Origin of the sequence: Veronia nyctiphanis, from assembly GCF_004116385.1 — a bacterium.
Taxonomy (GTDB): domain Bacteria; phylum Pseudomonadota; class Gammaproteobacteria; order Enterobacterales; family Vibrionaceae; genus Veronia; species Veronia nyctiphanis.
Window position 1 is genome coordinate 39,621 of sequence record NZ_PEIB01000016.1, and the last position, 19,752, is coordinate 59,372.

Below are 19,752 nucleotides of genomic sequence, written 5' to 3' on the forward strand. Positions count from 1 at the left end.
TTGTATGACTAATTCATCATCAGTCTCAAGGCTTATATTTCGACCATCACACTGCCAGAACCCACTTCTACCGCAGCCTAACCACCCTCCCGTTTCAACCCTGTAATTTGACAGAACAACCGGCATTTCGTATTGCTTTGCAATGTTTTTGAGTACATCACTGTCTGCCCCAAATCCGCTTTCCGAAATCAGGGCGCTAACGAGGTAGACATCAGCCCTAATTCATTGGCCGCCAAAGCATGCCTTGAATCAAGAAAATCGGCGCAGATTGCAAGAGCACACCTTAGTCCGTTAATTTCAAAGAGAAAATTTTGGTCTCCGGTTGATGCATACATGTCCTCGCCTTGATGCAGATATTGTTTGGCATACTGATAAACACGGCCATCGGGAAAGCATACAAATGCGCCAATATGCGGTTTATCTCCCTCATTGGTCAGCGGCGCGCCCGCAATAACGAAAATCTGATACTTAATAGAGCTTTAGACAGCGCCAGAATGACTGGATGAGAGCTATCCATGGCTAACGTAGCCAGAAAATTGAGTTCGTAACCTGTCAATGAGAGTTCTGGGAACATCACCAAATCTGCGCCTTTTAACGCAGCGTTTTGAATATGCTCGATATGAGTATCAAGATTTTTCTCTACGTCGCCTTTATAGACCTGAGATTGGACTAACCCGACCGTCAGCGCACTCTTATTCATCAGCTTTGTCTCTTTAAAATTAAATCGTTGAGATATCGCTATCTCGACAGCGGAAACTCGGTAATCACCTCGGTTTTCACCGAGTTGGCAATAAAGCAATGTTGATGTGCAAGGTGATGGAGTTTCTGGTGCGCTTTCTCATCAGGGACTTTGTCGCCACTGAAGACAATATGAGGCCGAAGGGTAACTCGCGACACCCATTGCCTGCCACTTTCCATTACCGACAGTTCACCGACGGCATCATCAATATAACTCTCAACAACGAATTTGCGTTTCGCAGCAATCGCCAGAAAAGTCAGCATGTGACAACTAGAAATCGAGGCAATAAATGCTTCTTCCGGATCAATACTTGATTCATCAGAATAAGGAAGAGGCACAATAAGTGGTGATGGCGATGCATCAACGATAATTCCACCGTCAAAATGCCAGGTATGACGCCGACTAAACTTGTTGTCATAGAAAACGTCATCAGCTTTACGACGCCATTCGATGTGTGCAAAATGTTCAGACATGATTAGCTTCCTGATAAAACTCAGGAACAGCACCCTAAGCGAGATTTGCTGGCAACACCAGAACACTGAAGAGAGCTTGAGGCATGTGTCGTAAACTCGCTTAACCTTCGTCCACGCAAATACTGGCGATTAGCAAAAAGGCTATGGCGATTTGATAGATGAACCTGCATGATCATCTGCCCTCCGAATGGGAACCGGACCAATCCCCGAAGATGTAAACAAGTTTACTGAAAAAGTACTCTTCGCCGTGTAGCCTATTTCGGCATCCAGATTTTAGTTGAAACTTATCAATGTAATCCGACTTATAGTGGGGACGAAAAGATGGAAGTATCACTTAAAAAGATGAATGAAGAGTCCTTCGCAGAATATTTGCAGTTTGCGATACCGGCTTATGCGAGTGAGAATATTAGAGCTGGACGGTGGCCTACAACCGGAGACTTGGAAAGATCTAAATTAGAATACGCTGATTTATTTCCCGAAGGGCTAAAAACAAAAGACAATTACTTGTTTAACATCGTTGAATCTTCAAATGACATAGAAATCGGCCATTTATGGGTCAAAATAACAAGTAAGGAGAATTCTAAATCAGCGTTTATTTACGACCTCCACATACATGAAAGCTATCGCGGTAAAGGGTATGCAAAGGCTGCACTTCTTTGTACTGAACATTTCGCGTCCAGTTTAGGTGCAGACAGCATATCGCTGCACGTATTCAACCATAATGATGTCGCTAAAGCGCTTTATAAAAAAGTTGGTTATGAAGTAATAAGCCATAATATGCGCAAAACTATCGATAAGTGCTGATAAAGTCCTCTATCGTTTTTTCTTCGTATCTCACGACAAAATCTGCCACACACAATCAAATTTATTCGGTGGAGAATTTATAGAACTAAAGTAGACAGCCCACTCAGAGGCTGTATCAAAGGTAACTGCTTTGCAGATATTATTTTATTGGCGAGACTACGAATAACAGTTCCCCGCTAATTTGACCCTAAAACCACTCTCTGTAATTCCGTTAGGGCAACACAAGTCCATATCTTTCCTTTCATCATCAGGCTTAATTTCAAATAAAGACAATATCTGATCTTTCTCAGAATCAGCCACTCGATAAAATGCTTGTTGATGATGCACTCGAATTGAGCCATCTGAGTGACGAAGAAAAACCTGATTGTCAGAGCCCTCTTCCCCCGTTCCTTCTCGGATTTGTAAACAGTAACCTATGGCATTTTCGAAACCGTCACCACAACTGCTGTATGCAGTAAGTAACAGCTCATACTGAGAAATTCCCTGCAATGAAAAGTCAATTTTCTCTCGTCGTTCCATCGCCGATAGATAGACGGCTCTCTTGTTCATACCATTTCCTCATTTTGAAGAGTCATTTCAGATAAAGATGAGTGTTGAACTGCAATTCTCTTTTACAAAGCTTCTATAGGTGCCAATCGAAGATTACTGTTCACCACAATATGTTCAATATAATATTTTGAAAGATATATGCCTTGGCCTAAAACGAGAAAGAGAGAAACACGGGAAAAGATACTGAAAAGTGCAATCGAACTATTTGCGAAAAAAGGCTTTCACAGTGTTTCTTTAGAGGATGTACTGAAAAACGCCGAATTAACGCGTGGCGCTTTTTATAGCCATTTCCAGTCAAAGAGTGAACTGTACAGAGAAGCCGTTCTAGCAGCGACAGATACTGGTCCTCTGGCAGAATACGCAGATAAAGATAACCTGTGTTTAAAGAAGATTTTAAGTAGTTATCTCAGCGAAGAGCACGTAAAGCATGAGGTTTCACCTTGCCCGTTAGCTGCCTTTTCAACTGATACATTCAGTCAAAGTCTCGATATCAAAGACACTTACAGTGAGGTGTTTGAGAAATTATTAGAGATGTTGCAAAAAGAAACTGATGGCGAAATAGCAGATCGACAAAGTGCGCTGTCTCTGGCCGCCTTAATGATTGGAGGAGTGATAGTTTCAAGGGCTCTAAGTGATGACGAACTCATTCAAGAGTTACTTACCGCTTGTGTTTCGAATGCTCCATTATTGTTGAAGTAGAAAGCGCCAAAAAAATCTATGGTTCAGCCTTTTAGACAAAGACTGGTAGACTTTTTAAATCACATTGTTAATCAGATAGTGTCTGCTCTATGACAATTAGGCAGATCGTGGTTAGTAGTCCCCCTTTTCTCGTTCAAAATCATGAGGAAAAATAAGGGGAGTTTACGCCTTAATGAAAATAGTATGTGTTAACTTGAAAGCCATAATCTCTTGTTAACTTAAATTATGCACCACCCTATAAATGTGCCTAAAAACAAAATATTTATTACCCAAATGAGCACGCTTTGTATTGGAAACATATGAAATACAAGCGGCGGGTATGCTTTTACGCTATCTAAGGAAAACCTCATCTGAGGTTGCACATCCCAACAAGTGGCAAGTCTCAGTGCTCTTTGAGTATTTGGGTGATTAGCCAGGTATTGAATATAGGACGTATATATAGTCGATAACCCCAAAAGGCCAAGCAATTCAATTAATGAAATAACCTCCAAGCTAAATGGCAGCAATGCTGGCCCACCAACCAATAAAATTGCCGCAAAGAGCCATCTTCTGTTCGTCATTAAACATCCTTGTTATTGATTTGTGCTAAAGCCGCATAACACCGCCGACAACAAAGCGGCTGAGCTGTCTGCGGCGTCCTACTGACTTTACTTGTTATATTTATTTTTCCCTTTGAACCAGGCTAAACCAGTTCCCAGAGTTATCTATTCCCATCGCTTCAACACCATAAAGCTGCTCTGTCGGTGGCTGGATAAATTCCACCCCTTTAGCCACAAGCTCTTCGTATGTTTTTTGACAATTTTCAGTTTCGAAAACTCCCGCTCCAAATGCGCCTTCTTCGATTAAACTTCGTATTTTTTCGGCAGAGTCTTTGGTGAAAAGAGGCCCCTCTTTTGGCTCTGCCAAAACCAGTTGAAGCTGTGATTGAGTTTTCGGATAAACGGTGAGCCATCGAAAACCGCCCTCCACTTTCATGTCATCACCGACCTCGAAACCAAGCTTATTTTTATAAAAATCGAGTGCTTCATCCTGATTAAGTACATATATCATTGCGTGCGCGACAGATTTGATCATTTTTATATTCCATATTGTTGATTCATCGTTACTGTATAGAAGTAATCAAAATGATGTTTCTCCAATCTTGCTCAGTTAGGCAACTTCCCTAAAAAATGGTAGGCAAAACACGCCGGGATAGCCTGCGAGGGAAAGCGAAATTCCTCAGAAGACAGTGACCAAAGTTTACGGCGGTACAAAGTAGGTGCCATGCCCGTATGTTTTAAAAACAATGAAGAAAAGCTGCCCAAGCTTGTGTACCCCACTTTTTCGCATACTTCTGAGACACTGAAGTTTTCTGTAATGAGCATTTTCTTGGCTTGTTTGACTCTAAGGCGAATCAAGAATTCGTTAGGTGTTTCCCCATACATATCCTTGAAAACGCGCAAAAAGTGATAGGGCGACATATAGGAGTGCTCTGCCATTTCAGGCAGGCTTAGCCTTACTTGATAATTATCAGCAATATAATCCCTACTGACATTCAACCTTTTTAAAGTAGAGTTCGCTGCCATAAGATAAGCCTCTTGGTCCACGTAACATATAACACCTACAAGCACAGGTTAGAAATTACGGCACGTTTTCTGGCCTTTGGCTGTACATTTTAGCCTCATGTTCCATAACTTTCGCAGCGTGCCACCGGAATCTTGCGATAAAGTATCCGCACATTTCTTTACCGAAACCTTGTTTGAACCACTACGAAACAACAACTTGAATCAGAATTCAAATTAGCGTTTGTTATTTCAGACACGTAATGCAAACAAAGGTTATTTGAATAGCCGATTTCGATACAAAGCTGCAGCTATGGGAAGAGGAGCTTGGTTACTAAACTTCGTGACTAAAGCTCTAGAATTGATGGGGGAGAACACCAAACAGCCTAGCGCAGATTTGGACAAAGACCAGCTAACAAGGTGAATTGCCCAATTTGAAGCTTGATAATAAAAACTAATGGTTTTTTGGCTAAGTACAGCATCGGCTAGTTTTTGGGTAGTAGCTCAAGCGAATCTTACATATCAAGCTTTGATTTGATGACCATGCTTGAAAGGTAAGTATTTGAATCCATTTTTGATAACGTATTTATGATTTCCAGAATGCTCGAATATTCTATGCGTTCTTCTTCTCGTTGACCAATACTACCTATGGTGAAATGGGTAAAACGATAGGATTGATGTATGTTTTGAAGTTGGCATGAAATATCTTTTAATAGTTTTTTGCTCAACGAATACGCGGGATATCTTGTACCATCAGGCATTTCAGCCGTTGAGCCAATAGAGACAATACTGCACTTCTCGCCCAGAGACTCTTGTGAATGAAGCTCATTGACCAAGTTAAGATAACCTAACGGGCCAACGTTCATAAAATCAACCAGTTCATCAGTTTTGAGGCTTGATGATTCTCCCCACATAGAAACTAAGTAGACAACTATATCGAATTTAATATTATCAAAACACGAGTAATCGGGTTTTTTCTCTGGGTTTACATCAATACAGAAGTTAGAAATTCGTTCATCACTTTGCTCTGACCTAGCAATCATGTATGTTTCGGCATTATGCACATTTGATGCTAAATATTTACCAAGACCTTTACTGCCACCAACAATAAGAACTTTCACCAACCACCCCTTAGTTTTATATTCACTAATCTAAATTAAGCGTTTAGTTTAGGACATAACACCTCACGACTCTTTGCCATAAACCATGTTTAAATTACAAAGAAACAACAACTTAAATTAAAATTCAAATGTGCTATTTGAATTTTCGACATGTAACGCAAACAGAGTTTTTGTCGATTTCGACGTAAAACTGTGGTTGTGAAAAGAGGAACAGGCTTGTTAACCTCATGACTCAAAATTAGCGGGGGATAACGCCAGACGAGCTGGCGTCAGGTTTGTCTAAAAGTTGTTCGGGTTAAATCCTGCAATCTTGAATGGGGATTGACACCTGCCGATGATAAAGCATCTTCGACTTCATGATCACTGAGAAGCAGTGAGTTGTAGCTCTTCTTTCAACCATGCTGCAAACTCTCTCATCTGACGAGCATTATCTGCAATTTCTTCATCCCCGCACGGTTGACCAAACCGATAAATATCTGGCGAAGAATATACTGGGAGTGATTCTGTAGCTCCAGATGCAGCCATAATAGTGTCAGCACCTTTGCAGTTATAACCCCTCGCATAAGTCTTTAGATTCGAGTGATGCCTTGGCAAAATGGTGCTTTTTAGATGAAAGGTAGTTGTGCCTTGATGAAAAGCCCATGACAAATGACCAAGCTCATGTTCTAGCGTAGTAGGCTTAGCATTTGAATACATAATGAAAAAGTTATTACCAAAGTTCATGTGTGCAACCCCCAATATGTCGTGCTCAGCTTCATGCTCAGCTGAGAGTACCAGACCGTAGTAACTGCCAGGTAATCCTTGGGATTGCAGCTTCTCCTTCCCAACCATATTGGATAGCTCACGGCGTATATGACCGGGAACGGTGAGTATATTGTCAGTGTCAGTAAAGTGACTAACATCGATATACTCGATACCTGAGATTACTCGTTTTAGTGGTATACAGGAGTTCTTTAGCGTCTGATTGGCGTAGTCTATGAACTGTTTACTGTCGAAATTCTGCACTCTCTCATCTACATAAAGGTAAACAGGCGTTTCGAGAGTATCTGTCATCGCATACCGTTTACAGTCTGGTAGTTGGAGAGGTTCACCAGAATTTTTACCGAAATAAAACATCCCAAAAACCAGAAGCAAACTCATTGTTATAATGACTTTTTTATTCATTGTTTCAATTTTCCTCATTAACAACTAACAGCACAAGCTACCGAATCTTTGGGGTGTTTTTGCTGAATTTTGCGAAGATACAGCCAAATTGCGAAGAGTATCCAACTAAAACTTGGGTGGTTTCGAGTTACTTCAAATGAGTTGGCACGGGTTTGGACAATTTCGATTTAGTTCTTGGTCTAAACAACCCGTACGTAGAAGGATAAATTGTATATCTTGGTGTCTATTTATTTGAAGATATAAGCAGCGAAGTAACATAATCATTTAACTTGCTCCGCGGCAGCCCAACTTCAGCATTGTAATATAACATCCAACTCGAACACGGCGGGTTAGCCATCACAGGAAATAATATTGAAGCGCAAAGGTATTTGTCCCGAAGCTGCGCATTGAATGAGGGGTATTTTGTTGAATATTACAGTGAAGATTGCCTCAAAGCTTATATTAAGCTTCTCTCGCCACCGCCATAATATAGTGGCATTCATAACCTTCACTAGATTTGTAAACACACATTGTATCTTGTTTTTCAAGTTTAAAACCTACATTCTTTTTACTTCTTTTTCTGTGTAAGCAGCGTGTACGACATTTCCACTATGTGTATTTCTGGGGTATTTCGAGTTATCAGGGTCATGTAATTGAAAGGACATAAAGCACATGCCTTCTTGGCTCAGTAGTTGATAAATATCACTCAATAGTCCGTGCGCCCTTTCAATTCAGTGAAATCACTCATGATCCACTTTTGGTAACCATCACGCACTCTAAGATGTGAATACCAGACTGAGACCGACTCGGGTAACCGAACGTCCAACCCTTGTTCTGTTAATCGATATAAGGCTGCGCCGACCACAATATCGGCCAGTGAAAGTTGGCTTCCAGCAAGGTATGGTGTTTTCGTTAACTGCTCAGACAGCGTTTCAAGGCAATCATGGCATATATCTAACGCTCGATTTACCTCTTCCATGTCTCTTTGCGCTGGCGGTTGGCGATAGTAGCCCCAGAAAGTTGTCATAAACGCAGGTTGAAAAATCACTTGAGACCAATCCATCCAACGCTCATAGAGAGTGCGTTGATAAGCATCGTGAATTTGCCACTGCGCACTACCATACTCAGAGGCCAGATAACGCAAGATTGTGTGTGATTCCCAGACAACGTTATCGCCGTCCACCAGCACAGGTACTTTTCGCATTGGATTGAGCTGAACGAAGTTCTTATCGTTTAAACCACCATGTCTTCCGCCAACCTCAATATGCTCAAAACTAAGTTGGAGCTCCTCAAGCAGCCAAAGCACCTTTTGTACGTTGAAAGAGGTCGTTCGTCCGTAAAGTTTCATTCCGTTTCCTGCCAATAAATGAAAAGCGCTGAGTAAATATCAAAGAGGCAATCGCTGCATCAGCTCTATCCGATTGCCAAATGGATCGCGAATATCAAACCTCGCCCATCCCTCGATAGCGGTATTTTCTTTGATGCTAATTCCTTGAGAAGTCAGCTTTTCCCGCCAATACACAATGTCCGTCACTTCGTAAGCAATATGGGCCTTGGACTGATCGCGGTGAGGGTTATTTTCTGTACCAAGGTGAATCTGTAAATCACCAAGTAGTAACCACAAGCCACCATTTACTTTGAGCGCATCAGGTTTTTCCAACTCCTTGAGGCCCAAGACCTTACAGTAGAACTCTCTAGCATCTTGTTCTTTACCGACAGGAATTGTGACCTGCACATGATTAATACCAACTATCATGCTTACCTCCTAAACGTCGTAAATTACCGCCAAACCCTAGCGCGTAACCCTTAAATGTTCCTCTGTTTTCAAAAGACTTGAGAGTGGTCAGACATAATTTTGGCTGTCTTACAGAGATAATGAAGGTCATAGTTTCGTATTAATTTGCTTTGAATCGCCGCTATAAAAGGATACCTATCAATGATCGATCCAACCCAGCCCTACGCTTCTGAACGCTCTCCAGTCTGTGCCGACAATATGGTCGCGACATCCCAACCACTGGCTGCGCAAGCTGGTCTCGATATGCTGCGCCGCGGTGGGAATGCCGTTGATGCAGCTCTGGCCTCTGCGATTACGCTGACAATCGTAGAGCCAAACTGTAACGGCATTGGTGGTGATTCATTTGCAATAATTTGGGATGGCAAAGAGCTCGTTGGCTTGAACGGATCGGGGCGCTCTCCGGCAAGATGGAAAACTGAAAAGTTTTCCTCACTCGATGAGATGCCACTGTATGGCTGGGACAGCGTCACGGTACCCGGCTCAGTCAGTGCATGGGTGGCAATGTCTGAACGCTACGGCAAGCTCCCATTCGATACTTTGTTCGAATCGGCGATTCACTATGCTGAAAAAGGCTTTCAAGTTGGGCCTAAAACGGCGTATTACTGGGAAAAAGCGCTGGAGAAATTCAAAGATTATCCTGAGTTTTGTAAACATTTCGGACCGGCTCCCAAAACAGGACAACGCTTTTATCGGCCAGAGGCAGCGAAGACATTACGGGATATTGCGGCAACGAAAGGGGAGTCATTTTATCGTGGCGAGTTAGCAGCAAAAATGGAACAAGCCGCAATCGCAGGAGGCGGCGACCTTCGTGCGAGTGATCTCGCCGCACATCAATCTGAATGGGTTAAGTTAATTGCTCAGCCTTATCGAGATGTTGTCCTCCATGAAATCCCACCTAACGGACAAGGTCTGGCAGCGCAGATTGCGCTTGGGATCCTCCAGTATTTCCCCGTTGCTGAGTTGGACAGTGTTGAAAGTGTTCACTTACAAATTGAAGCAATGAAAATTGGCCTCAAAACGGTTTACGAACACTTGTCAGATCTTTCAACCATGAAGGTCAAACCCGAAGACCTCCTTGACCCAGAATTACTGGCGAGAACAGCAAATAGCCTCACAGATAAAGCCACTCCCTTACCGCCTGTTTCTTTGCCCGTCAGCTTGGATACCGTTTATCTCTCTACGGCCGATGAAAACGGCATGATGGTGTCGTTCATACAATCCAATTTCTGGGGCTTTGGCTCTGGCATTGTCATTCCCGGAACAGGGATCAGTATGCAAAACCGAGGGTCAGGCTTTTCGACCGATCCTGCCCACCCGAACTGTGTCGCGCCAAGTAAACGCCCCTTTCACACTATTATCCCGGGGTTTGTTACCAAGAATGGGAAACCAATGCTCAGCTTTGGTGTAATGGGCGGGCCAATGCAGGCTCAAGGGCATGTTCAGATGGTGCAGCGTATTTTTGACCACGGGCAAAACCCGCAAGCGGCCAGTGATGCCCCTCGCTGGCATTTGGATGAGAACTATGTTGTTAAGCTTGAGCCAGGTTTTTCTGCAGACGTCGCCGAGGCGCTGAAAAGCCGAGGACACAAAGTAGAGTTTGACGCAGATAAGGTACTCTATGGCGGTGCGCAATTGATACTGAATACTGAAGACGGTTATGTTGGAGGTTCAGACCACCGGAAAGAAGGCATGGCTGCTGGTTACTAATCAAAACGCTGATAATGTGTTTTTTAAAAGCAGGTGTAACAGCCTGCTTGGTAAAGAAGATTACAGTTGAAAAAAGTAATACCTATTGATTACCTGAAATCTCACCGTGATTGATTTTATCGCATCATGAGATGATTCACCTTGATACAAAGAGAGACGAAAGTAGTATCAGCACTTCATTATTGCCTCAGAAATAAAATGAACGGGCTCTGAATTCGTATAGTTTTTTACATCTTTCATGACTGCTTTTCCCGCCTCATTCAGGCACGTCGTGGCTGTCTTCAGATCAGTAAAATATATCTCGGTAATTGCCCGATACTTTGGCTGTTCACCGTTAGCGGATGGCAACGGAAAATATACGTCAATATACAATAAACCATGGGGTTCAAAAGCCGTTCGAGCCAACGGAATATGTTGATTTAAGTAATATTCTTGATCGAATGATAAATCTGACGTGTTTTCATAACAAATACTCATTTTTATTGTCATTCATCGTTCTCCTTTCATTGTTTAAGACGTAAATCCTTTTGTTAAGCCAGATAAAACCATAATAAAGTATACGCATGTAAACATTAATTAAATCCTATATTAATTAGCTATAAATGTCTATTGATAATTTTATTATTGATCATCTGGTATACATGTGTAACCTTAAAATGGAATGTGGGTTATCGATACTGAAAGTAGGGAATTTAGTTATGACGTATGTCGGTGAGCGGTATAGCCGTTCTAAGTGTGATGATATCTACGATGCCATTGTCATTGGTTCTGGTATGGGGGGAATGAGTGTCGCTTCAATACTGTCGCAAAAAGGGAAGAGAGTATTACTGCTAGAGCAGCACAATGTTATTGGCGGCTGTACTCACGCTTTTAAAAGGAAAGGCTATCAGTGGAATGTCGGGTTACATTATGTCGGCGACGCACATAAGGGCGGTTTTACGCGTCGAATGTTTGATTACATCACCCAATCGGGTGTAAATTGGACACCTGTTGATGACCTTTATAATCGAGTTGTCATTGATGGAAAGGAATATCAATTCTTTAAGGGTACCGAGCAATATATTTCAGGGTTAAAAGCCGCATTTCCCGATGAAACGAAAGCGATTGATGGCTATATGCAGCACCTGAAAGCAACGGCTAAATCTTTGAATAAGTATTTTATTTGGAAGGCAATGCCGTTAATAGCAGGTGATTTACTGCATAAACCTCTTACTGGTGCTTTTCATAAGTTATCAAACAAGACCACCTACGAAGTTCTGTCTTCGTTAACGAGAAATCAAGAGTTGATTGCAGTGATCTGCGGTAACTATGGTGATTATGGTCTCCCTCCCAAACGTAGCTCTTTTGCCATGCAGGCAATGCTATCAGGACACTACCTCAATGGAGCCTCGTTCCCCGCAGGAGGCGCGGCATCGATAGCAAAAAGTGTTGTGCCCATCATCGAGAAAAATGGCGGCAAGGTTTTCTACAACGCTTCAGTTGAAAAAATATTAGTCAAAAATAAGAAAGTGATGGGCGTTCGCTTGGCTAACGGCGATGAAATACAAGCGAAAGCTGTCGTCAGTAATGCGGGTGTTAGCAATACCTTCAACAGGCTCTTACCGCAAGAATTACCAATTACGAAAAAATTGCGGCAAAAGTTAACTCGGGTTGAGCGCTCATTCTGTGCTGTTGGCTTGAATATCGGTCTGAAGCAAGACGATGAGACGCTAGACCTTAAAGGGGCCAATATTTGGTCTCACCCCAGCAACGATTTTGATGAAAATACGCTTAAACACAAGGAAGATTTTAATGCCCCCTTCCCTGTTCAATTCATTACTTTCCCCTCAGCGAAAGACAAAACATGGCGTGAGAACTTTCCGGGTAAAGCAACGATTGAAATGTTTGCCGCTACCGATTTCGATCATTTTACACAATGGTCCGGAAGCTTGTGGAGAAAACGTGGGGACGACTATAAAGCGTTCAAAGAGGGGATTGCTCAAAGAATGTTGGTTGAACTTCTCAAACATGTACCTCAAATTGCTGACCACATTGACCACTATGAGGTTTCAACCCCACTGACTTACCAACACTTTTTACGTCGTGAGCATGGCGATTTCATGGGGTTAGAAGCGTCACCTACTCGATTTAGCCAAAAATGGCTTCGCGCCGAGACGCCCGTTAAAGGTTTGTTCTTGACCGGCCAAGATGTTACCTCAGACGGTATTGCTGGCGCTATGAGCGCTGGAGTCATCGCAGCCTCTCGAATTTTGCGCAAAATATCATTGCTGAAATCTTTGATAAGTCGAAGGAAGAGCGACGTTCATCTGTCAATTAATCGTCCGAATTAATAACAATTTAAAGAACAGAAACGTCTGAACCGTTTATGTATACTTACCTGCTGTAGGTATCTCCTCGTTGGGAGTGTGTGAAGATTTACTTCAGGTAAGATATATTTTGAAAAATATAAAAAAATTATCCGGCAACCTAAATACCAAAGATACTATTTTAAAAGTTGCTTGTAAGAAGTACCTAGAACTCGGCGATGCCGGATTTAGTATGCGTAGTATTGCTAAAGAAATTGGCATTACTCCTATGGCTATATATAAGCACTTTGAAAATAAAGAGGCATTACAGCATGAGCTGTTAAAGGAAGCGTTCCGCATATTTTCCAATTATTTATATGAAGGATTGAAGGGAAAAAGTGCCAAAGAACGATTTGATTTGACTGCCGACGCTTATTTTAATTTTGCCGTTCAGCAAAGTGCTTATTTTGAATTGATTTTTCTTTCAGTCAATCCAATGAATAGCCTCAAGGCAAGAGATGTTATTCGTCAAGAATCTATGCCTTCATTCCAGTTTCTAGTGGACAGGGTTAGAGATTGTATTAATGACGGATATTTGAAAGATGCGATGCCTATGAAATATCCCTAACCTTATTGGCGCAAAGCACTGGTACAGCAGCACTTTATTTAACAAATTCACTTGGGTTAAGTGAAAGTGAAGCATACAAAATACACCAACAGAATATACAAAGAGTGTTAACAGGCCTTTTAAAGGAGCCGCAGCCGTAAGTGATACCCGCGGATAATACTCCACTCCTGAAAGTTGACCTGTTTAACTCTCGTATTTTTCTGGCGCATCTAGCACCATCGATGAAGAGAGACGTTTAGACGCCATCTGGGAAGAAGTGTCAAGCAAGATAAATTGCCTCGTTTGCCACTGAAGCATTTACGTCATGACCGGGTCAACCAAATATGCGCTATCGCGAATTTGCGCAGACTTTAAACAGGAGCAAAAAAATGAACGATTTGCAGGGACGGATAGTCGTCATTACTGGAGCCAGCAGTGGTATCGGCGCTGAAACGGTAAAAATATTGGCACAACATGGCGCTCATTTGGTCATAGGGGCGCGAAGAGTTGACCGAATGGACGCGTTAGTCTCAGAGCTGGGTAATATCGAGGGGCAAGTCATCGTCAAACAGACCGACGTGACAAAACAAGCAGATATTGATTCATTAATACGGACCGCTCTAGATAAGTTTGGCCGTATTGATGTGCTTATTAATAATGCGGGCTTGATGCCTTTGTCTTTCTTGTCCCAAACCAAAGTCGATGAATGGGAACAAATGATCGATGTGAACCTGAAAGGCGTGTTGTATGGCATTGCAGCTGTCATTGGCCCGATGAAGCTACAACAGTCAGGACATATTATTAACATCGCATCCATCGCAGGTCATAGTGTCTTTGCTACAGGCAGCGTCTATTGCGCCACTAAACATGCAGTCAGAGCATTATCTGAAGGATTGAGACAAGAAGAGCCTCACATACGCACAACAGTTATTTCGCCGGGCGCAGTCGATACTGAGCTGCCAAATGCAATCAGCGACAAACGTATTGGTGCGGCTACACAAGAGATGTATCAGCAAGCCATCAGTGCCACCAAGGTAGCAGAATCCATTGCTTGGACAATGGCACAGCCTGCTAACGTTGACGTGAACGAAATTGTCATCCGCCCCGTGAGTCAATCGCAGTGACGAATGCGCTTTTTTACTCATTGGCTTACTAGCATTTAGATACATTCATCATTCTCTTGTTAAAGCATAAGCTGGAGCTTCCTGGTCCAGCTTAAAAACTTCTCTGGCAACAAGAAAAATAGTCAATCGTTGAACCAAGTCATCCTAATTAATAAGAGCAACATATTGAATATTAGTAATCTTCACAACGTTCTATCTTTTAAGTGCATTTAGTGACAACTATCACGGTGTACAATTTTCCATATTTTATTTCGGAACCTCATACACTCACCATGCACTCACATTGCGAGCGGTCTTGCTTGTAGTTAGTCTTCAATTTCGACAACGCAGATTTTGATGATGGCAGCTATTGCCAGTTGGCAGAAAGTGGAGAGTTAATCATCACTTTCTCCGAGCCAGAAAATCAGCCGATATATGAGCGTTCAACAAGCTGGTTTCCATCTGTTGTCAGAAGAATCAAGACGCTGATTTATTCACATAAAGCAGTCGTCCACGTCGATTTTGGAAGACCAATAATGGCTATTGGTGTGACACTGTTACCCAAATAGCTCCCGGGAAGGCAGGTGACTGCCCTTCCTTTTTTATATTGACGTTGAAATGACATGTGTTCGGGGTACCCGCCACTGAACATCGAGTAACGATTGCCATCCGCTATGTCCTTAGGGTCTGCGCATTTAACGTCAAATCGGCATTTCAGGAGATATCTGGCGAAAAAGTGAAACGGTGGGGATAAAAGAAACCCGGCTTGCCAGCGGTTACCTTAGGGCGACCACGCCGCTGACATGTCAGAGAGGAACCAACTGACTGCCGGGACAGAACTGTTAGTGAAGCTTTTCTAATTATCTATTTTCCTGGGCTAAGATAACGTGAAGTTATACAAAGAACGAATTTACTGACAATTTGTGCGATAGGGAATTGAGTTTTATTTCAAAAAGAAGTTACTCAATAGTAATTTCATTTGTACCTAACCGCATAAAGCCCGCAATTAATAGAAAACAACCTGCTAATTTGTAGACAAAATTCGTGAAAATGTCCGACTTTGCTGAAATACCGCTTCAGGCATTCTACGAGTCCTCGGTATTCAAAGTAACAGATATACTCCTCATTGATCGCCTCAGGTTTATGTCGAAATCGCGGGAAACCCTTGCTCATATTCACTGCCCTTTGGCGCTAAGTTCAGACTCTTATCATTCCCAGTTTGGCATACTGCATCAGATGTCCTTCATTGAGTAAGTTTGGTATTTTTCTGACGCCTGACTTTTTCGACCTGTCTCCAAGCCAGAAGGCTCAGGGCGTGTAGCCAGTCGCAAATCTATCGTCGAATTACATTAGGAACTCAAATTTTTAATACTCTGAACATCTCAGTAATGTTGTGTTTTTCAGACGGAGTATTAAATGAAAACATATCAATTTTATACGAAGCAAGATGTACTAGTGCATCTTGATATTGATGGCGAAAGTTACAAAGAAGAAAAAAAACAGCTTGTCGCTCAGGGCTTCAACCCTATTGGCGATCTTGTTCAAGCTGAAGATGCCAAACAAGCATTTAAAAATTTAAAGTCCTATGACTTAGATGACCTTGTTGCAGATGCAAAACTGCATACTTTAGCAGGTGGCATCATACTCGCTCTGGGGTAGTTGCTATTTAATAAAAACTCCCGAATGCGGGAGTTTTTTATGGGAGAAATAACTCTCACCGACTTCTACAACTAATATTACCAGAAACGTCAACATGATATGAAATATGTAAATAACCACTTACTAAACCTAATTTATAAGCGCAACGAGATAGTTTGAAAGCTCCCACTTAACTGAGACTAATTTCGCCAGACAAGCTGGCCCTGATTCGGACAATATTGAGTTGGAAAAAATAGATTTCTGGATAGCCTAGTTGATAATAAAAACTAATGAATTCTTGGCTAAGGGCTGCATAAGGGATGAAAAACACTGCTTGAATTAGCTATTGACGCCATAGTCCCTTATTATACGCAACCAATGAACCAAATTAGGCAATTGATATTTTGTTAACTCTATTTAGGTGACGCCCTGCTTCAAAAGGAGTAGAGATAAATGCGTCTACAATTTGAACCGCTTCTCGATAGGAAATGAATCTAGCTGGTAAAGCCAATATATTAGCGTCGTTATGCGACCTAGCTAGAGATGCGACTTCAACGTTCCATGCTAATGCGCACCTAACTCCCTGATGTTTATTTGCAGTTATAGATATTCCATTGCCACTGCCGCACATGATAATGCCTATATCATGTACTTTGTTATCAATGGATTTAGCAAGGGGGTGTATCATATCCGGGTAATCGCATGATTCTGAACTAAATGGGCCAAAGTCATCTACTGAGTACCCTTGTTCTTCTAATTTCGTAATCAGCTGCTTCTTATAAAGGTAGCCAGCATGATCACCACCTATCGCTATTTTCATGTAAAACTATCCTAGTACTTAAAATTTTCGTGTCCGTATAACGTTGCAATAACGGGCGCTTACCAAAGCACCCAAACTGCTTTAATCCTTTGTATTGACATCACTTTGAAAAGCTACCGCGTTGACAAAGCGTCTCTATTTATTGCCTTGTTATGTTTTTCCACGCAGAGAAAGACATAAGGAGCCACATAGTTAGTAGTATTATTGGCAGTTGAATAATGAGTATATAGCCAATGGCGAATACGTAATCAGCACTGATCACCCACAAAAAAGCGAGTGAGGGAAGCAACGCGAGACAGAGTATGACAACAGCATGGGTCTTATAAGCTAGCCCCGGATCACTGTGAACAACACCAGTTTTTACAAGCGTAAAGTGTATTATCCGAACCACCAGCGCATATGCCGTGATCAATAGGTTCGCAATTGTAATTACTATTATTTCTGTACCCATCTATATCTCGGAGACATAACGCCAAGTTAAGTGATGAGCGATGCGTGCTAAAATTGAGCAAAGCGAAATCAGCACGCGTTATCGAATCCATCTTAAACTTTTTGTCATGTACGTTTTATTGCAACCACACCGTAGGTGTGCCAATGCTTTTCAACACCTATAGTTGTTTTACCGAGTTCGTCACGTTCTGAAAACTTAACGATTTCAAAATTAGTAAATAAATCTCTGACCTTTTGTTCCGTAAGTGCTGTCGTAGGAATTCGAAAGCCTTGAGCCCAACTGTCTTTGAAACCCATAAAATCGCCAGCAAATACACCACCTATTGCTATCGAGGATTCAATTTTTGCCCAAGTTTTAGAAAATTGAAGTGGGTCAGCAAAAAATAAGCTTGAATTAGCCACAATTACCCCGGTCTCAGGATAGTTAAAGGTCTCAAATGAAGCTTGATCAATATTTACCTGAGCAATTGAGCCAAACCTGTCACGACAAATAGTGACGGAATCTTGATTTACATCGAACCCAAACACCTTGTAATCTTGTTTCGACAAATACTCAACGTCACTACCTGTCCCACAGCCACAGTCGACCGCGACATTTAGATCTGATTCATTTAGTTGAACCGCTAATTCTGTCCTCATAGCGTGTGGGCGAGTAAGAGCCTTTTGGTAGTATTTTTTCCAATTATCTGTTTTGTCATCCATAATTTCGAAAATTTCCTATAAGTACATAACGCTCAAAGCAAGCGTGCGTTTACACGTCGCATTGCCTTTTCTTGTTGTGTAAGACTTGCTGAATAGCTGAGAGGTACAAATCACCTTCTATGGCCTGCACCTTTGTCTTCAGTGTTTCTACTGTCTCTCCGGGGGAAAGTTCAACAACCTGTTGAGAAATAATTGGCCCTTCATCATACTCTTCACTGATGAACTGAACCGTTGCTCCAGATAGAGCATCTCCGGACCTAATTACAGACTCATGCACTCTATCGCCAAACATACCTTTGCCTCCATGTGCTGGTAATAACGAAGGATGAATATTTAGAATTTTGTTTGAGTACTCTGAGAGTGTTAATGGACCAATTTTCTTCATATATCCCGAAAGAACAATGATGCTTGTTTCAGCATCTATCAAGACCTGATGTATTGCAGAATCCTTTTCACCTTCATCAGGGTGTGTTTTTCCACTCATATAGTGAACATCTACATTTTTTTCTTTACACCATCGGTAAATTTCGGAGCCACCATTGTTAGTTATTACAACTCCAATATCAGCATCTAGCTTATTCTCTTTTACTGCATGGATAATATGCTTGGCCGCCGATCCGCCGTGTGAGGCAAGAAAACTAATCTTCATAACTTCTCCAGTGCATAACGCCTTGTTAAGAGATGAACAACGCAATACCAAAGTTGCCGCATACCACAGTAATCACTTAAAACAACGCAGAGTAAAAATGCCACGAGTTGCGAATCCCTTTTGAACAACTTGTTAGCTTTTGAAGCTTACGTTTGCAAGATCGTGAACCCAGATAAAATCACAACTTGCGCTTTCCGCTGCAATTTTATCTTTAAGGCGATCACCGACGAAAACCGTCGATGCCGGCTCGACACCAAAATGCGCTATGATGCGCTTTAACATTCCGCCTGCTGGCTTTCTGCATTCACATTCACCATCAATAGCATGCGGACAAAACTGAATGGCTTCTTTATCCGGAAGAAAACCAAAAACGCCTATAACCATATCATTAAGGAGTTGAAGACTTACTTCCTCTGTAAACTCCCCCCTAGATATACCCGGCTGATTTGTAGCAATACCAAATTTTTTGGATGTCCAATCGTATTCGCTGAGGACATTACAAACATCACCTTTTAACACCCACTCCCCTTGCGCAAGCGGATAAAACTGACCTTCAACAGTACACTCCCGTAGTGTACCGTCAGCATCAAAGATGACCAATTCATACCTATTCAAATCCATTGAATACCTCTTTGAGTTCTATAGAAAGCTAACGCCTGCCAGCACAGGTAAAAAAATGCGGAGCGGCTTCTTGTGCTGTGCCTGCATTTGCTAGCCTTTACTCCATACCTTCCGCGGCTTACCGCCACCACTTTATTGAAAAGCTAAGGTATTTAGCTTTGCAACAAGCTGTGTTTAACCACCAAGAGACAACAACCTGGTTATGAATTCAAATGTGTAATTGGAATATCAGACGCGCAACGCAAACAAAGGTTGCTCGCGGGATTCTATAACACCAAACGAGCTGGAGCAGATTTGGGCGATTTA

At 42.0% G+C, this 19,752-nt stretch carries 21 protein-coding genes; 7 read left to right on the forward strand and 14 right to left on the reverse strand.

Features of this window, described 5'->3' with window-relative positions:
- Nucleotides 1-433 precede the first annotated feature (433 nt).
- Nucleotides 434-700, reverse strand: a complete 267-nt coding sequence (locus tag CS022_RS13785; RefSeq protein WP_129122771.1) for a nitrilase-related carbon-nitrogen hydrolase — start codon at nt 698-700, stop codon at nt 434-436.
- Nucleotides 701-738: 38 nt separating this feature from the next.
- On the reverse strand, nt 739-1,212 hold the full coding sequence (locus tag CS022_RS13790; protein WP_129122772.1) for an OsmC family protein: 474 nt from the start codon (nt 1,210-1,212) through the stop codon (nt 739-741).
- Between the two features lie 321 nt (nt 1,213-1,533).
- On the opposite strand from CS022_RS13790, the gene CS022_RS13795 reads away from it, so the two are divergent.
- Nucleotides 1,534-2,016, forward strand: coding sequence for a GNAT family N-acetyltransferase (locus CS022_RS13795; protein WP_129122773.1), 483 nt, complete (start codon nt 1,534-1,536; stop codon nt 2,014-2,016).
- Between the two features lie 156 nt (nt 2,017-2,172).
- Here the strand turns inward: CS022_RS13795 and CS022_RS13800 are convergent, their stop codons facing one another.
- The gene (locus tag CS022_RS13800) at nt 2,173-2,565 is read right to left on the reverse strand and encodes a hypothetical protein (RefSeq protein WP_129122774.1); all 393 of its coding nucleotides are present in this window, start codon (nt 2,563-2,565) and stop codon (nt 2,173-2,175) included.
- Between the two features lie 138 nt (nt 2,566-2,703).
- Here CS022_RS13800 and CS022_RS13805 point away from each other — a divergent pair, with 138 nt between their 5' ends.
- On the forward strand, nt 2,704-3,264 hold the full coding sequence (locus tag CS022_RS13805) for a TetR/AcrR family transcriptional regulator (RefSeq protein ID WP_129122775.1): 561 nt from the start codon (nt 2,704-2,706) through the stop codon (nt 3,262-3,264).
- Nucleotides 3,265-3,924: 660 nt separating this feature from the next.
- Here the strand turns inward: CS022_RS13805 and CS022_RS13815 are convergent.
- The 6 genes from CS022_RS13815 to CS022_RS13840 all read right to left on the reverse strand — a co-directional run bounded on the left by CS022_RS13815 (nt 3,925) and on the right by CS022_RS13840 (nt 8,825).
- The gene (locus CS022_RS13815; protein ID WP_129122777.1) at nt 3,925-4,338 is read right to left on the reverse strand and encodes a VOC family protein; all 414 of its coding nucleotides are present in this window, start codon (nt 4,336-4,338) and stop codon (nt 3,925-3,927) included.
- A 71-nt stretch (nt 4,339-4,409) separates the two neighbouring features.
- Nucleotides 4,410-4,850, reverse strand: coding sequence for a helix-turn-helix domain-containing protein (locus CS022_RS13820; protein WP_201746285.1), 441 nt, complete (start codon nt 4,848-4,850; stop codon nt 4,410-4,412).
- 470 nt (nt 4,851-5,320) lie between these two features.
- Nucleotides 5,321-5,926 carry a Rossmann-fold NAD(P)-binding domain-containing protein gene (locus CS022_RS13825; protein ID WP_129122778.1) on the reverse strand — a complete coding sequence of 202 codons (606 nt, stop codon included), beginning with the start codon at nt 5,924-5,926 and terminating at the stop codon, nt 5,321-5,323.
- Nucleotides 5,927-6,286: 360 nt separating this feature from the next.
- Nucleotides 6,287-7,090 (reverse strand): hypothetical protein, encoded by an 804-nt coding sequence (locus CS022_RS13830; RefSeq protein ID WP_129122779.1) that lies wholly within the window; start codon nt 7,088-7,090, stop codon nt 6,287-6,289.
- A gap of 685 nt (nt 7,091-7,775) precedes the next feature.
- Nucleotides 7,776-8,417, reverse strand: coding sequence for a glutathione S-transferase family protein (locus CS022_RS13835; RefSeq protein WP_129122780.1), 642 nt, complete (start codon nt 8,415-8,417; stop codon nt 7,776-7,778).
- Between the two features lie 39 nt (nt 8,418-8,456).
- Entirely contained in the window at nt 8,457-8,825 is a 369-nt protein-coding gene (locus CS022_RS13840; protein ID WP_129122781.1) for a VOC family protein, read from the reverse strand.
- Nucleotides 8,826-9,005: 180 nt separating this feature from the next.
- On the opposite strand from CS022_RS13840, the gene CS022_RS13845 reads away from it, so the two are divergent.
- Entirely contained in the window at nt 9,006-10,571 is a 1,566-nt protein-coding gene (locus tag CS022_RS13845) for a gamma-glutamyltransferase family protein (RefSeq protein WP_129122782.1), read from the forward strand.
- Between the two features lie 168 nt (nt 10,572-10,739).
- Here the strand turns inward: CS022_RS13845 and CS022_RS13850 are convergent, their stop codons facing one another.
- Nucleotides 10,740-11,060 carry an EthD family reductase gene (locus CS022_RS13850; RefSeq protein ID WP_129122783.1) on the reverse strand — a complete coding sequence of 107 codons (321 nt, stop codon included), beginning with the start codon at nt 11,058-11,060 and terminating at the stop codon, nt 10,740-10,742.
- 209 nt (nt 11,061-11,269) lie between these two features.
- Between CS022_RS13850 and CS022_RS13855 the strand changes: the two genes are divergently transcribed.
- The 4 genes from CS022_RS13855 to CS022_RS13870 all read left to right on the forward strand — a co-directional run bounded on the left by CS022_RS13855 (nt 11,270) and on the right by CS022_RS13870 (nt 16,225).
- Nucleotides 11,270-12,901, forward strand: coding sequence for a phytoene desaturase family protein (locus tag CS022_RS13855; RefSeq protein WP_161569639.1), 1,632 nt, complete (start codon nt 11,270-11,272; stop codon nt 12,899-12,901).
- A 106-nt stretch (nt 12,902-13,007) separates the two neighbouring features.
- Nucleotides 13,008-13,484, forward strand: coding sequence for a TetR/AcrR family transcriptional regulator (locus CS022_RS13860; protein ID WP_161569640.1), 477 nt, complete (start codon nt 13,008-13,010; stop codon nt 13,482-13,484).
- A 368-nt stretch (nt 13,485-13,852) separates the two neighbouring features.
- The gene (locus CS022_RS13865) at nt 13,853-14,587 is read left to right on the forward strand and encodes an SDR family oxidoreductase (RefSeq protein ID WP_129122786.1); all 735 of its coding nucleotides are present in this window, start codon (nt 13,853-13,855) and stop codon (nt 14,585-14,587) included.
- A 1,395-nt stretch (nt 14,588-15,982) separates the two neighbouring features.
- Complete coding sequence (locus tag CS022_RS13870) at nt 15,983-16,225, forward strand: hypothetical protein (protein WP_129122787.1); 243 nt, start codon at nt 15,983-15,985, stop codon at nt 16,223-16,225.
- Between the two features lie 367 nt (nt 16,226-16,592).
- On the opposite strand, the gene rpiB is transcribed toward CS022_RS13870, so the two are convergent.
- The 4 genes from rpiB to CS022_RS13890 form a co-directional block, all read right to left on the reverse strand.
- The gene (gene rpiB / locus CS022_RS13875; RefSeq protein ID WP_129122788.1) at nt 16,593-17,024 is read right to left on the reverse strand and encodes a ribose 5-phosphate isomerase B; all 432 of its coding nucleotides are present in this window, start codon (nt 17,022-17,024) and stop codon (nt 16,593-16,595) included.
- A gap of 555 nt (nt 17,025-17,579) precedes the next feature.
- Nucleotides 17,580-18,176: a class I SAM-dependent methyltransferase gene (locus CS022_RS13880; RefSeq protein ID WP_129122789.1), complete on the reverse strand. Its 597-nt coding sequence runs from the start codon at nt 18,174-18,176 to the stop codon at nt 17,580-17,582.
- Between the two features lie 49 nt (nt 18,177-18,225).
- Nucleotides 18,226-18,825: a phosphoribosylglycinamide formyltransferase gene (gene purN, locus CS022_RS13885; protein WP_129122790.1), complete on the reverse strand. Its 600-nt coding sequence runs from the start codon at nt 18,823-18,825 to the stop codon at nt 18,226-18,228.
- 132 nt (nt 18,826-18,957) lie between these two features.
- Nucleotides 18,958-19,446 (reverse strand): HAD-IIIA family hydrolase, encoded by a 489-nt coding sequence (locus tag CS022_RS13890; RefSeq protein WP_129122791.1) that lies wholly within the window; start codon nt 19,444-19,446, stop codon nt 18,958-18,960.
- Between the last annotated feature and the right edge of the window lie 306 nt (nt 19,447-19,752).